This window comes from Propionivibrio soli, assembly GCF_025770765.1.
In the GTDB taxonomy this organism is placed as follows: Bacteria; Pseudomonadota; Gammaproteobacteria; order Burkholderiales; family Rhodocyclaceae; genus Propionivibrio; species Propionivibrio soli.
The window spans coordinates 173,695-187,201 of the sequence record NZ_JANZKY010000007.1; the positions used below are offsets into that span (position 1 = coordinate 173,695).

General features: G+C 61.9%; 12 protein-coding genes. 8 read left to right on the forward strand and 4 right to left on the reverse strand.

The features are described 5' to 3' along the window. The first annotated feature begins 38 nt into the window (after positions 1 to 38). The 4 genes from NZ453_RS10135 to NZ453_RS10150 all read left to right on the forward strand — a co-directional run bounded on the left by NZ453_RS10135 (position 39) and on the right by NZ453_RS10150 (position 5,538). A complete protein-coding gene (locus NZ453_RS10135; protein WP_263770435.1) occupies positions 39 to 1,304 on the forward strand; it encodes a YeaH/YhbH family protein in 1,266 nt (421 codons plus the stop codon). Between the two features lie 8 nt (positions 1,305 to 1,312). Beyond that, positions 1,313 to 2,845 carry a SpoVR family protein gene (locus NZ453_RS10140; protein WP_263770436.1) on the forward strand — a complete coding sequence of 511 codons (1,533 nt, stop codon included), beginning with the start codon at positions 1,313 to 1,315 and terminating at the stop codon, positions 2,843 to 2,845. A 135-nt stretch (positions 2,846 to 2,980) separates the two neighbouring features. Next, a complete protein-coding gene (gene fumC / locus NZ453_RS10145; RefSeq protein WP_263770438.1) occupies positions 2,981 to 4,399 on the forward strand; it encodes a class II fumarate hydratase in 1,419 nt (472 codons plus the stop codon). Positions 4,400 to 4,479: 80 nt separating this feature from the next. After that, positions 4,480 to 5,538, forward strand: a complete 1,059-nt coding sequence (locus NZ453_RS10150; protein WP_263770439.1) for a PQQ-dependent sugar dehydrogenase — start codon at positions 4,480 to 4,482, stop codon at positions 5,536 to 5,538. Between the two features lie 114 nt (positions 5,539 to 5,652). Here NZ453_RS10150 and NZ453_RS10155 read toward each other — a convergent pair whose 3' ends face one another. The 3 genes from NZ453_RS10155 to NZ453_RS10165 all read right to left on the reverse strand — a co-directional run bounded on the left by NZ453_RS10155 (position 5,653) and on the right by NZ453_RS10165 (position 8,097). Then, positions 5,653 to 6,327 (reverse strand): DUF599 domain-containing protein, encoded by a 675-nt coding sequence (locus NZ453_RS10155; RefSeq protein ID WP_263770440.1) that lies wholly within the window; start codon positions 6,325 to 6,327, stop codon positions 5,653 to 5,655. A gap of 341 nt (positions 6,328 to 6,668) precedes the next feature. Then, complete coding sequence (locus tag NZ453_RS10160; RefSeq protein ID WP_263770441.1) at positions 6,669 to 7,223, reverse strand: GNAT family N-acetyltransferase; 555 nt, start codon at positions 7,221 to 7,223, stop codon at positions 6,669 to 6,671. A gap of 4 nt (positions 7,224 to 7,227) precedes the next feature. Further along, positions 7,228 to 8,097, reverse strand: coding sequence for a TrmB family transcriptional regulator (locus NZ453_RS10165; RefSeq protein WP_263770442.1), 870 nt, complete (start codon positions 8,095 to 8,097; stop codon positions 7,228 to 7,230). An 87-nt stretch (positions 8,098 to 8,184) separates the two neighbouring features. Between NZ453_RS10165 and NZ453_RS10170 the strand changes: the two genes are divergently transcribed. From NZ453_RS10170 to NZ453_RS10185, 4 genes are all read left to right on the forward strand, one after another. Beyond that, positions 8,185 to 8,829, forward strand: coding sequence for a TetR/AcrR family transcriptional regulator (locus NZ453_RS10170; RefSeq protein WP_263770443.1), 645 nt, complete (start codon positions 8,185 to 8,187; stop codon positions 8,827 to 8,829). Continuing rightward, complete coding sequence (locus tag NZ453_RS10175; RefSeq protein WP_263770444.1) at positions 8,822 to 9,715, forward strand: alpha/beta fold hydrolase; 894 nt, start codon at positions 8,822 to 8,824, stop codon at positions 9,713 to 9,715. Before NZ453_RS10170 ends, NZ453_RS10175 begins: the two co-directional genes overlap by 8 nt. Positions 9,716 to 9,886: 171 nt before the next feature. After that, positions 9,887 to 10,330 carry a MarR family winged helix-turn-helix transcriptional regulator gene (locus tag NZ453_RS10180; protein ID WP_263770445.1) on the forward strand — a complete coding sequence of 148 codons (444 nt, stop codon included), beginning with the start codon at positions 9,887 to 9,889 and terminating at the stop codon, positions 10,328 to 10,330. Further along, complete coding sequence (locus NZ453_RS10185) at positions 10,330 to 11,895, forward strand: MFS transporter (RefSeq protein ID WP_263770446.1); 1,566 nt, start codon at positions 10,330 to 10,332, stop codon at positions 11,893 to 11,895. The genes NZ453_RS10180 and NZ453_RS10185 overlap by 1 nt, the downstream gene beginning before the upstream one ends. Here NZ453_RS10185 and NZ453_RS10190 read toward each other — a convergent pair. Further along, positions 11,880 to 13,115 carry a XylR family transcriptional regulator gene (locus NZ453_RS10190; protein ID WP_263770447.1) on the reverse strand — a complete coding sequence of 412 codons (1,236 nt, stop codon included), beginning with the start codon at positions 13,113 to 13,115 and terminating at the stop codon, positions 11,880 to 11,882. The two genes, NZ453_RS10185 and NZ453_RS10190, sit on opposite strands and share 16 nt — an antisense overlap. Positions 13,116 to 13,507 lie beyond the last annotated feature (392 nt).

Sequence of the window (13,507 nt, forward strand, 5' to 3'; positions counted from 1 at the left end):
ATCCCGGTGCCGACGAGCTTGAACCAAGGGAGAATACGATGACCGTGCGTATAGTTGACCGCCGGTTCGACAGCAAGAACAAGAGTTCGGTGAACCGCAGCCGCTTCATCCGGCGGTTCAAGGGGCAGATTCGCAAGTCGGTTTCCGACGCTATCAACCAGCGCGGCGTGCGCGATCTCGACAACGGCGAAAAGATCGGCATCCCCGGCCGCGACATTGCCGAGCCGCAATTTGCCCATGGGCAGGGTGGTACACGCGAGATCGTGAGTCCGGGCAACGACCGTTTCGTCACCGGCGACCAGTTCGAGCGGCCACAAGGCGGCGGTGGAGGTCGTGGGCGAGGGCAGGCGAGTCGCGACGGCGAAGGCGAAGATGACTTCGTCTTCACGCTGACGCGTGACGAATTCCTCGACATCTTCTTCGACGAACTGGCGCTGCCGAATCTCGTCAAGCGCCAGTTGGCGCAGATCGAGCAATTCAAACGCGTGCGCGCCGGTTACACGCAGTCCGGCGTGCCGGCGAATATCAATCTCGGACGCACGATGCGTGGCGCCGCCGGTCGGCGCGTCGCGCTCGGCGGACCGCATGCGATCCGGCTGCGCAAGCTGCAAGCCGACCTCGACGAGTTGCGCAAGACGCGCCCAGAGGATGACGTCGAAGTTCAGCACTTGCGGCGCGAGATCGTGCGTTTGCGCGCCAGGATCGAGTCGCTGCCGTTTATCGACCCTTTCGACCTGCGCTACAACAACCGCATCCGCATCCCGCAACCGACCACGCAGGCCGTGATGTTCTGCCTGCTCGATGTTTCGGGCTCGATGGACGAGGCGCGCAAGAACATCGCCAAGCGCTTCTTCATGTTGCTCTACCTGTTCCTGAATCGGAACTACGAACATATCGAAGTGGTGTTCATTCGCCACCATACCGTGGCTTCCGAGGTGGACGAAGACGATTTCTTCACGTCGCGCGAATCCGGCGGCACGGTCGTATCGAGCGCATTGGTGCTGATGCAGAAGATCATCCAGGAGCGCTATTCGAGCGCGCTATGGAACATCTACGGCGCGCAGGCCTCGGACGGCGACAACTGGAACGACGATTCTCCGCGCTGCCGGGAACTCCTGGAGAATGCGTTGCTTCCCGTCTGCCAGTACTTCGCGTACATCGAGATCACCGACGGCGCGCCGCAGAACCTCTGGGAGGAGTACCAGAAGCTGCAGGGTAGCCACGAGCACTTCGCGATGCAGCGCATCGCCACGGTGACCGACATCTACCCGGTTTTCCGCGAACTCTTCAAACGCCGCGCCTAGGAGAGATCATGACGCAAATGCCTGTCGCGCTGGCCAAGCCACTGCCGGTCGGTTCCGAATGGACGTTCGAGGCGATCACCGAGTATGACGAAGCGATCGGCGAGGTGGCCCGGGAGTACGGCCTCGACTGTTACCCGCACATCCTCGAGGTGATCAGCGCCGAGCAGATGATGGACGCCTACGCGTCGATCGGGATGCCGGTCTATTACAACCACTGGTCGTTCGGGAAACACTTCCTGGCCACTGAAAACCGTTACCGTCGTGGGCAGATGGGGCTGGCGTACGAGATCGTCATCAATTCCGACCCCTGCATTGCCTATCTGATGGAGGAGAACACGCTAACGATGCAGGCGCTGGTGATCGCGCACGCGGCGTACGGGCACAACTCCTTCTTCAAGGGCAACCATCTGTTCAAGCAGTGGACGAGTGCCGACGCGATCATCGACTACCTGGTGTTCGCGCGGAATTACATCGCCGAATGCGAAGAGCGCCACGGCGTCGAAGCGGTCGAGCGGCTGCTCGACGCCTGCCATGCGCTGATGAACGTCGGCGTCGACCGCTACAAGCGCTCGCCGCGGCTCTCGCTCGAAAAGGAAAAACTACGCCAGAAGGAGCGGGAAGCTTACCTGCAAGCGCAGGTGAACGACCTGTGGCGGACATTGCCGCCGCGCCCCGAGGCCGAAGCCATGCCGCGCGAGGAAAAGCGCTTCCCCGAAGAGCCCGAAGAGAATCTGCTCTACTTCATCGAGAAGAACGCGCCGCTGCTCGAACCGTGGCAGCGCGAGGTCGTGCGCATCGTACGCAAGGTCGGGCAGTATTTTTACCCGCAGCGGCAGACGCAGGTCATGAACGAGGGCTGGGCCTGCTTCTGGCACTACACGCTGCTCAACACGCTGTATGACCGTGGTGCGCTGTCCGACGGCTTCATGCTCGAATTCCTGCAATCGCACACCAATGTCGTCTACCAGCCGCCGTACAACAGCCCGTACTACTCGGGCATCAACCCGTATGCGCTCGGTTACGCCATGTGGCAGGACATCCGGCGCATCTGCGAGAACCCGACCGACGAGGACCGCGAATGGTTTCCCGATATCGCCGGGTCGGATTGGCGCGCGACGTTCGATTTCGCGATGCAGAACTTCAAGGATGAGAGCTTCATCGCGCAATACCTCTCCCCGCGCCTGATGCGCGAATTCCGGTTGTTTTCGGTTCTCGACGACGATCGGCGCGGCAAGCTGCGCGTCGAGGCGATCCACGACGACTCCGGATATCGTCTGCTGCGCCAGCAGCTTTCGGAGCAATACGACCTCGGCAGCCGCGAGCCGAACATTCAAGTGTGGAACGTCGACCTGAGTGGGGACCGTTCGCTCACCTTGCGCCATTTCGTGCACCAGCGGCGGCCGCTCAACGAGTACAACGACGTCGTTCTCGAGCATCTGACGGAGCTTTGGGGTTTCAAAGTCCGCCTCGAACGCCAGAATTCCGACGGCACGGTCGACCTGCTCACCGAGAAGAAGACCGAGCGCCGCCGGCACAACTGACCATCGCAAGGTTGTACCCATCGAAGTTTTGGACGGATGGGCGGCCAGGATCGGAAAGCCGGTTGCCGACTTCGACGGTCGCCGGGCCGCGTCGGTCAGATCGGGTTCGCAAACCACTCGGCATGGAGCGGAAGCATGAACGAAACGCGCATCGAGCACGATTCCTTCGGCGACATCACGGTACCGGCCGAACGTCTATGGGGTTCGCAAACCCAGCGTTCGCTTGAGCATTTTGCGATTTCCAACGAGACCATGCCCAAGGCCGTGGTGCTCGCCCTATGCGCCGTCAAACGCGCGGCGGCAAAGGTGAACTACGACCTCGGCCTGTTTGCCAGGGAGAAGTGCGACGCGATTGTGGCCGCCGCGGACGAAGTCCTGGCCGGCAAGCACGCGGACGAGTTTCCGCTGTCCGTCTGGCAGACGGGATCGGGCACACAGTCGAACATGAACGTTAACGAGGTGCTGGCCAATCGCGCCTCGGAGATTCTCGGCGGCGTGCGGGGCGTCGGCCGTCTGGTGCATCCGAACGACGATGTAAACCTCGGTCAGTCGTCCAACGATGCGTTTCCAACCGCGATGAACGTGGCGGCGGCGCTCGGCGTTACCCGGGATCTGCTGCCCGCGCTCGCCAGCCTGCGCGAGGTTCTGGAAGCGAAATCGGCGACCTTTGCCGGCATCGTCAAGATCGGCCGCACGCATCTGCAAGACGCGACGCCGCTCACGCTCGGCCAGGAGTTTTCCGGCTACGCGTCGCAACTGGAGTTTTCCGAATACGCAATCGGTGAGGCCGTGCGCTCGCTGTATCCCCTGGCGATCGGCGGCACGGCGGTCGGTACGGGGCTTAACACGCATCCCGAGTTCGGCTCGCGCGTCGCCGCCGAGCTTGCCAAAACCAGTGGAGTTCCGTTCGTCAGCGCCACCAACAAGTTTGCGGCGCTCGCCGCCCACGACGCACTGGTGAGTGTGCACGGCACGTTGCGCACGCTCGCTACCTCTTTGATGAAAATCGCCAACGACGTGCGTTGGTTGGCCTCAGGGCCACGCTCGGGACTCGGCGAGATTTCGATTCCCGAGAACGAGCCGGGTAGCTCGATCATGCCCGGGAAGGTCAATCCGACCCAGTGCGAGGCGCTGACGATGCTTTGCGCCCAGGTCATGGGCAACGATGTGGCGATCGGTATCGGCGGTGCCTCGGGGAACTTCGAGCTCAACGTCTTCAAGCCGCTCATCATTCACAACTTCCTGCAGAGCGTCTGCCTGCTCGCCGACGGCATGGCCAGCTTCGAGAAGCATTGCGTCATCGGTATCGCGGCGAATCAGGAGCGCATCGCCGAACTCGTGGATCGCTCTCTCATGCTGGTGACGGCGCTCTCGCCGCACATCGGGTACGACCGTGCGGCCGAGATCGCCAAGCGTGCGCACCGGGACGGCGGCACGCTGCGCGAGGCGGCGCTGGCGCTCGGCTACATCAGCGGAGAAGACTTCGATCGCTGGGTTAATCCGAACGAGATGATCGGCCTCGGTGGCGCCGATGAACCGAGGGCCGAACCGTGATCGCGGGTTTCCGCGCACGAACGACGCGCTTCCTTGCCATCCTTGCGCTCGCCGGCGGGATTGCCCTTCAGGCGCCGAGTGTGGCGTCCGCCGCGGAACTGCCGCTGAACAAGGTCAAACTACCACCGGGTTTTTCGATCGAGGTCTGGGCACACGTCGAGAACGCTCGCCAGATGGCGCTCGGGCGGAATGACGAGAAGGGCGGCACGCTGTTCGTCGGTTCCCGCGAGGCGGGCAAGGTGTTGGCCGTGAGATTCGGTCCGGGCTTCAAGCCGCAGGGCGTGACGACCATCGGCAGTCGCTTGAAAATGCCGTCCGGCGTCGCGTACCGCGACGGGCGTCTTTACGTTGGCGCCGTCAACCGCATCCTGCGTTACGACGACATCGACAATCGGCTGGACGATCCGCCGCAACCCGTCGTCGTCACCGACAAGCTGCCGAGCGAGACCCACCACGGATGGAAATTCATCGCCTTCGGCCCGGACGGCAAGCTCTATGTGCCGGTCGGCGCACCCTGCAATATTTGCGAGCCCGAGAAGGACGTGTATGCCAGCCTGTTGCGCATGAATGCCGACGGCAGCGACCTCCAAGTGTTCGCTCACGGTATCCGCAATACCGTCGGATTTGATTGGCAGCCGCAAACTGGCGCTCTCTGGTTCACCGAGAACGGGCGCGACATGTTGGGTGACGACGTGCCGCCGGACGAACTCAATCGCGCGTCGCGCGCCGGCCAGCATTTTGGCTATCCGTACTGCCATGGCGGGGACATCGCCGATCCGCAGTTCGGCGACAAGCGCCGCTGCGACGCCTTCGAGCCGCCCGCGCGCAAGCTCGGCCCGCACGTCGCCGCGCTCGGGATGCGGTTCTACACGGGCCGCATGTTTCCGGCCGAATACAGGAACCAGATCTTCATCGCCGAACATGGCTCCTGGAACCGTGCGCAGAAGATCGGCTACCGGATTTCGCTGGTGCGCGTGCAAGGCGACAAAGCCGTCGCCTACGAGACGTTCGCCAGCGGTTGGCTCGACGGTCAATCGGTGTGGGGCCGCCCGTCTGATGTGCTCGTCCTGCCCGATGGCTCGCTGCTCGTTGCCGACGACTACGCCGACGTGATCTACCGCATCAGCTATCGCGGGTGATTGCCGTGGCCCCGGCGGCTGGACAAGCGCCAGGAGAGTCGTGGGCCGCGCGGGTCAGCGGGCTGGGCCGAGCCCGTAAGGTGCCGGCGTCAGATTGACGATCTGGCGGACGCGCTATTGTGAAAGCGCGTTCAACACCGGCGAGGAGAACTCCCGGCGGGCCAATACGATGACGATGACCACCGTGGAGACGATGAAGAGCCACGGCGACACCATCCACGACATGACGGCCATGCCAAAATAGTAGGCGCGCAGGCCGCGGTTGAAGTCGTTGCCGGCACAGGTATTCACGGCGGCGAATTTGCGCGCGTGCCGTTCGAGTTCTTCCTGGTCGCCTTCCTGCGGCACGGCGCCGAGCGTGATCGACAGAATATTGAACTGGCGTAGCGCCCAGGTAAACTTGAAGTAGGCGACGACAAAGACGCCGAGCAGGATGAGCAGCTTGAGTTCGGTCGCTTCGCGCGACATGCCGCGCGAAAACGGCAGCTCGGAGGTCATCGTCATCAGCTGGTCCAGGGCGCCAAGCGCGGCGAACAACGCCGCGATGATGTAGATCGACGTGTTGGCGTAAAAGGAAATACTGGTGAGCAGGTTGGCGATCAAGGCGACGTCGACGATGCGCGGGTTGCGGGTGAGCATCACGCGGCCCCAATTCAGGCGTAGCGCGTTGGTGGCTTCGTGCAAGGTCTTGCGCCGACTCCAGCCGCGCTCGACGACCTGCTCATAGCCGAACCAGCATGTCAGGAACCAGGCGAGCCCCGCCCAGTCCAGCCACGAAAACTTGTTCACAAAACTCGCAAGAGTCATACGCGCGCCCGTATCGTTGTCGTTCGAAAAGCTGCGTCGTGCGGCTACGCCCCGCATGCGCTGCTGGGACGACGGCCTCCGTGACGTAAGAATAGCGGAGGCTGGAGCGGCCGGGTAGGGCGGATGTTTCGTGTGGGGATTGCGGGAAGCCAGGGTCTTTGCGGGCCAAATGAGCTTCCGCGTTTCCGGCGCTGGGCCCCGACGGACGCGCTGCAAGCTGTACCGCCTTCGCATGGCACAGCCCGAGGGCGCCTTTCCTGTATTGCGTATCGCTCTATCGCTGGCTCTGTGCCGTGGACGGGTTTTCCTGGCGCCAGCTCCGCCTAAAGGGTGAGCGACATTTTCAGGTTTTCTCGCGGGACGGTGTACCGGTCGTCCCAATGACGTTCGACGATGGCGAACCCGGCTTTCTCGTAGAGATGCCGGGATTCCGGCAACTGATCGACGGTCCACAGGAAGACTTTTTCGTGACCGCGGTCGCGACACCAGTCGAGCGCGCCGCGCAGCAGCGCCGAACCGGCGCCCAGGCCGTGATACTCCGGATCGACGATGAAGAACCGTAACTGCACACCGTCGGTGCCGGCATTCTTGCCGAGCATCGAGATCGAGCCAATGATCTCGTCCTTGAAATGCGCGGAAAGAATCAGATCTTCCTCGGGGTCGTAATGCTCGATGAAGTCGCAGATTTCGCGCGTGATAAGTATTTCGAACGGCGCGCCCGAACCCCACACCTTTGCGTAATAGCGTCCGTGCAGCTCACCCAGCCGGCCCACGAGACCCGGTGTGTAGCCGCGCAGCAGGCGGATGCCGGAGGGCAGGGGAGCGGCCCGTTGCGTTCGCGGGCGAGACGTTTCGGTGGTGGCTGTTTGCATGGGCATGATTTCATCCTTCAAAAGACGTGGCTTCGCACCACAGGTGTTCGAAAGCCAAATTCAACATCGCGACGGCGCCGCGGTTGCGAATGGCGACAGCGGTGAAGCTCGGCGGGCCGCCAGCCGGGTCCTGCATGGAAACGAGCACGATCTCGTCGTCGAACGACTGCATTTTCAGCGGCAACTCGGGCACGACACGGATTTCCATGCCCATTTGCCGATACTGCGCCAGCCAACTGCGGACAGAGGCATCGACCAGCGTTGGCTCGTCGCACAATGAGCGATAACGCAACCCGCTGGCGATTGGTGTGCGCATGAAGGCGTCGTTCTGTTGCTCGGAAAGGATCAGCGGGCTCTTGATGCATGAATTCACGCTTTTGCGCGCTCCCTGTGCCAGAGCGACGGCGCGGTGCGCGATTCGCGCCGCGCCGCTAAGGACCTCGACATAAGCGAGCGGATCGTTATGCGAACGGCCTTGCGCGAAAACAGGGGCCAGTTGTACCGCCAGATTCGTTGCGAGGGCGGCGGACTCCTGCTTTCGACGTTCGAGGTCGGCGGCTGTTTCGGAAGCCAGATATTCAAGCGCGACGTGCGGATCGACGGCGGCAAAGGCTTTCGGATTCGTTCCGTACTCGATGCATAGTCCTTTGGCAACGAGCGAAGCGAGAACATCGTAGGCGCGTTGGCGGGGAATCTTCGCGCGTGCGGCGACTTCGGGCGGCGTCAGGCTGCTGCGCCCGAGCAGGGAAAGGTAGGCGCCAGCCTCATAGGCCGTAAGTCCCAGCGGAATCAGTGTCTGAGGATCGATCATGATCGTCGTTTTGTGTGTCACCACGTAATAGTGGTGACTATATGGCGAGAGCTTACGGAATGCAAGCACAGAAATCATTTCCGTGGATGCTTGCACATGGTCATTTCGCCTGTCATAATGAATAAATATTCATTCACCGATTCATATAATTCTGTAATGACTGCAAAAACAAACCGACGCAATGCGCGTGAAGTGCTGCCTCCTGAAGAGCGCAGGGAACGGTTGTTTGCTGCAGCCAGCCGAGTATTCGCCTCCCGCGGATTTGCCGGAACCAAAATTTCCGACATCGCGCAAGCCGCCGGCATCTCGCAGGGGCTGATGTACCGCTACTTCGACTCGAAAGAGACTTTGTTTACGGAGCTGATCGCACATTCGTTCGCCCGCTTGAACGCCGCGGCCGCCATGCTGGAGAAAATGCCGGCACCCGCTGACGAAAAGATTCTGCTTGCTCTGCGGCAGGTGATCGGCGGCATGCGTGACGATCCGGCCTTCCCCGAACGCGTCTTGCTGATTGCGCAGGCGTCGATCAGCGAGGGCATTCCGGCAGCGACCAAGGCCGTCATCGCCTCAGAAAGCATGAAGCCTTACGAGGCTGTGGCCCGCATCATGGCGGCGGGGCAGCATGAAGGCACGGTAGGGGAAGGCGAACCGATGGAACTCTCAACGCTGTTCTGGACGACGATCAAAGGGCTCGCCTTGCATCGCGTCTCGCAAGGAGATCGATTCCGGGCACCCGACACGGCGATCATCAGCCGCTTATTCTTGACGACAAAACGGCAAGAGGAGCCGAAAAATGATTGAAGCATCGGCCGCCGAAGGCTGCACCGCATACGGGAGTCCCCGCATTGCGGATACCGCACGTGGCCGCGTGGAGTACGCCGATTTCGGAGAAGGGCCTGCGGTCGTTGCGCTGCATGGCGCCATGGGCGGTTACGATCAAAGTGCCATTCTCGCGCATACCGTACTTGGCGGCCGGAACCGCATCATTGCCATCTCCCGCCCCGGTTATCTCGGTACGCCGCTCTCTTCGGGGCGTTCGCCGGACGAGCAGGCCGATCTTGTCGCTGCGCTGCTCGATTTGCTGAGCATCGAGCGGGCAGGGGTAATAGCAATATCCGGTGGCGGACCGTGCGCGCTCGCGTTCGCCCACCGTCATCCTGAACGGTGCAGTGCGCTTGTCCTCATCTCGACGGTAAGCGGGCCGAATCCGGTCTCGATTCCTTTGCGATTCCAGATCATGAAGCTCGCGGCACGTATCCCGCCACTTGTCTCGCGTATGCGGGCCAAGGCGCTTGCAAACCTCGAAGCCACGGCAGCGCGGTCGGTCAGGGACGCCGTCTGTCGGCAGCGCATGCTGAACCATCCCTCCGCGCGCCGCCTGTTCGTCGCTCTGACCGAGAGCCTGTTCGACCGGATGGCGAAGCGCCTGGTCGGGACGGACAACGACATCCGTGTGACAGCTTCTGCAACGTTTCCCTTGGAGGAGGTCGCGGTGCCGACCTTGATCGTACACGGTACCTGCGACGAGCGCGTCGACTTCATGACTCACGCCGCGGCGGCGCGAGCCCGAATTCCGGGGGCGCGATTACTAAGGCTGGAAGGTGGCGAGCATGCGGCCATCTTCACGCATCGTGATCAAGCCAGGGAAGGCATAAGCCGCTTTCTCCGGGACGTCCCGCCACGTTAACGGCCGAAGGGCATCTATCAGGCTGTCGATGAGCCGGCAGGGGAAGCGAACGGTCAGCGCATTGCCAATCGCCCTTCATTTGGTGACCAAGATACACCTTTGGCATGGAATGGTTGCGCCGCGCAACTACCTGGCTTAGAATGTTGCTTAACGCAACTAATTCGGCCGATCATGACTTCCTCCGTCGCTCGCCAGTTTCGCGATCTGGTATGCCTGTACAACCAGCATCAGCGCCGTTTTCTGCATAGTCGCGGCTTGCCGCCGCAGCAGCATATGCTGATTCTTCTCCTACATCGCGGGCCGATCACGCAGGGTGACCTCGGCCGCATCATCGGCCTCGACAAGAGTTGGGTCAGCCGTGTCGTCGACCGATTCGTGGCCGACGGGTTGGTCGAGAGAGAGCCGGCTGAGCATGATCGGCGCAGCGTCCTGCTCAATCTCACAGCGCTCGGGACGGAACAAGCCGAAAGCATCGATGCGATGCTCGACGAGTTTGCCGACCGGCTGTTCGGCGACTTGCCGCCCGAGACGCAAAAGCGTATCGGCAAGACGCTCGATGTCCTGACGGAGACGCTGTGGCAGCGAGGCGCCGCCGTATTCGGCAAGGGGGCTTGATGGACCGCCCGCAACGCAGCTTCCGCGCCTCGTTTGCCGCGATGGCCGGGCTTTGCCTTTCCGTCGTTTTGATCGCGATCAACGGCACCGTTGTCGGTACGGCGCTGCCGCGCATCGTTGCCGAATTGCGCGGCTATGACCTCTATCCGTGGGCCGCATCGGCATTTCTGATGGGCAACGCGGCGATGATTCCGATCGCCGGCCGGCTCGGCGATCTTTATGGTCGCAAGCCTTTCGTGCTTGCTGCGATCACTGCGTTCGCCCTGGCTTCGGCAGTTTGCGGCATGTCGGGGACGATGCTCCAGTTCGTGCTGGCGCGCGGACTGCAGGGGCTTGCTGGCGGCATGCTGGTGGGTGTCGTGTTCGCGTGCGTTCCCGATATTTTTCCGGACTTGCTGCAGCGCGTGCGTTGGCAGGTGATGCTTTCCGCAAGCTTCGGCATCGCGACGGCCGTGGGGCCGTCCCTCGGTGGTTGGATGACCGAACACCTTGGCTGGAGGAGCGTCTTCTACGTCAATCTGCCGGTAGCCTTGGCCGCAGTGCCAGTCATCGCCTGGTTTTTGCCACACGTGGTGCATCACGACAACGAGGACCGCAGCATCGACTGGCTCGGTGCGCTGTTTTTGACAGCGGCCATCTGCGGGCTGCTGCTCTCGGCCGAATACAGCCAGCGCCACGGCTTTGCTGCGCCGTTATCTATTGGTTCTTGGGCGGCGACTGTGGCCTTCGGCATCGCATTCTTCCGTCATCAATATCGAACTTCGGCACCCATCGTGCCGCCGGATGTGATGGAAAATCAAGGCGCGCGCAAGCTGATGCTGCTAGGGGTCATGACCGGCTTCACGATGTTCGTGATGGTCTTCTACATCCCGCTTCTCCTGCAGGGAAGTTTTGGGCAGTCGCCAAAGCAGGCGGGTTTCGTGATGACGCCACTGCTTGTGTGCATCACGGTGGGCAGTATCGCCAACGGCCGGATTCTGCCGCACCTGCGGCGGGCAGAGCGGCTCATCGCTTGGGGGCAGATGGGCACGCTAGTGAGCTGCCTGTTACTGGCTTTGCTCAATGCCGATATGCCGAGTGGCTGGATGATGGCGATCTTCGCGCTCTGCGGAATCAGCCTTGGATTTCAGCTCCCCAACCTGACGTTACAGATGATGGAAGTGGCGGGGCGGACGAATTTCGGCGTTGCTTCGGCACTGATCCAGGCCACGCGCATGATCGGCAGCATGATTGGCGTATGCGTCGCCAGCGTCCTTGTCAACGGGGTATATGCCAGGGGGTTGAAAGACGCATTGGCTAGACTCCACATTGCCAACCCGGAGGTCGCCGAGTTGGCGTCATCCCCGCAAGTTCTCATTCGCGAACAGGACCGGGCGGCGCTGCAGTCACTGGCTCACCAGGCAGGAATCGACACGGCACCGCTCCTCGACGCGGCGCGTCATGCACTGACCAACGGCGTTCGCGCTTCCTTCCTGTTGTGCGTGTTGATCGCTGCGATCAGCATCGCGGTCAGCTTGCGCTTGCCGCGCTATGGGGTGCGGACAGCAGTTCAGGGGGCGGACTGAACCGCGCCTGAATTACTCGCCGGACGCGCCGGTCTGGAAACATACGAACGCGCCCCTTGAAAATCCAGCGGCGAGCAACCGAGTTCGCGCCGGAACACGGCGTACATGTACTGCAACGTCGTGAAGCCGCTACGCTCGGCGACCTCAGCGCACGAAAGATTTCCCGATTCGAGCAGTTGCCGAGCGAGTTGAAGCTTGAAGGCGAGAATCTCATCGTGCGTGGTGTAGCCGAACTGCTTGCGAAAATGCGTATCCAGCGTCGTGCGCGACACGCCGACGTAATCCGCCACCTGCGCTACCTTCACCCCCTGTGCGGCGAACTGGCGAATGTAATGCCGCGCGCGCATGACGTGTGGGTCGTAAATCGGCTGATGGCGCGAGGAGGCCTGCGCATTGACGCCTTCAGGGGGCACGAGAACCCGGCGTGTCTTGATCGGCGCGCCGACCAGCATCTGGTGCAGCAGGCCTGCAGCGATACGCCCCATCTTGCGCGTGCCCTGCGTGACGGAACTGATCGGGATCCGGGTCAGCATGCGAAGTTGCGCATCATCGTCGATGCCGGCGATGGCCACCTCTTCGGGAACCGCGATGCCATCCATGATGCACGCCTGCAGGATCTGGCGTGCGCGGGAGTCGGTGACAGCGATGATGCCAATCGGCTTCGGCAAGGCGCGCAGCCAATCGATCAGGTTGTCGAGGATCGCGCCCCAGTCGAGAGCGAACGTCGGCAGGCCATCGAATACCTCTGCCTGTAGGCCGTCGGCTTCCACGAGGCTGACGAACGCCTTGGCGCGTTCTTGTGCCCAACGGTTGGTCGGCGCGGGCGGCATGCTGTAGAGCGCGAAGCGCTGCAGGCCCATGTCTATCAGATGCTGGTAGGCGGCCGCGACGAGCTTGGCGTTGTCGGTGGCGACGTATGGGATCCCGGGCGGGTAGTCGGCGGCGAGCTGGTACGAGCCGCCAACTCCGATCACCGGCATATGGCGCTGCTCGAGTAGAACGTCCATCGCCGGATCGTCGAAATCGGCAATGACGCCGTCGCCGGCCCAGGAAAAGACGCTTTGCGGCTCCGAGCGGAAATCCTCATAGAGCAGCATGTCCCAGACGATGCGGGTTGAGCGCACGTAGTCGCAGACACCGGAAATGATGTCGCGGCCATACGCGCCTTTCCCCTTCAGCATGAGAGCGACTCGGAACGCCTTGACCTTGTTTGACCCCATGGTTTCTCCGTATCCGCTTGAGGTGACGCCTGCGTCGAGAGAGTCAGTATAAGCCGCCAAAAAACGAAGTTTCCGAAAATCGGCGTTAGCGTGCATTGCTTGAAAAAAACGTAAAGCCGGTTGCGAAAACGTGCGGCGTAGAATCGGCCACACTAAGTTGTTAATCAGGGATGCGACGGCTGTACGGCGGTGGTTTTACCAGGCGCGTCGCTTGGGCAAAAACACGGAGCAGAACAAAGGAAACGCTATGAGGATCAGCAGGTTCGTCGTTCAATCGGCGCTCGCCGCGTCGGTATTGCTTTCCCGCTTGCTCAGGCCGAAACCGTGAAGACGTTGCTGGTGGAACCCGACACGGTGGCGAGCAAGGATTACTGCAATGCCGTGCAGAAGGC

Bases quoted from the DNA above. Each gene is read 5' to 3' on its own strand.
- NZ453_RS10135 (WP_263770435.1), top strand. From the start codon at position 39: ATGACCGTGCGTATAGTTGACCGCCGGTTCGACAGCAAGAACAAGAGT.
- NZ453_RS10140 (WP_263770436.1), top strand. From the start codon at position 1,313: ATGACGCAAATGCCTGTCGCGCTGGCCAAGCCACTGCCGGTCGGTTCC.
- fumC (WP_263770438.1), top strand. From the start codon at position 2,981: ATGAACGAAACGCGCATCGAGCACGATTCCTTCGGCGACATCACGGTA.
- NZ453_RS10160 (WP_263770441.1), bottom strand. From the start codon at position 7,223: ATGCCCATGCAAACAGCCACCACCGAAACGTCTCGCCCGCGAACGCAA.
- NZ453_RS10170 (WP_263770443.1), top strand. From the start codon at position 8,185: ATGACTGCAAAAACAAACCGACGCAATGCGCGTGAAGTGCTGCCTCCT.
- NZ453_RS10175 (WP_263770444.1), top strand. From the start codon at position 8,822: ATGATTGAAGCATCGGCCGCCGAAGGCTGCACCGCATACGGGAGTCCC.
- NZ453_RS10180 (WP_263770445.1), top strand. From the start codon at position 9,887: ATGACTTCCTCCGTCGCTCGCCAGTTTCGCGATCTGGTATGCCTGTAC.
- NZ453_RS10185 (WP_263770446.1), top strand. From the start codon at position 10,330: ATGGACCGCCCGCAACGCAGCTTCCGCGCCTCGTTTGCCGCGATGGCC.
- NZ453_RS10190 (WP_263770447.1), bottom strand. From the start codon at position 13,115: ATGGGGTCAAACAAGGTCAAGGCGTTCCGAGTCGCTCTCATGCTGAAG.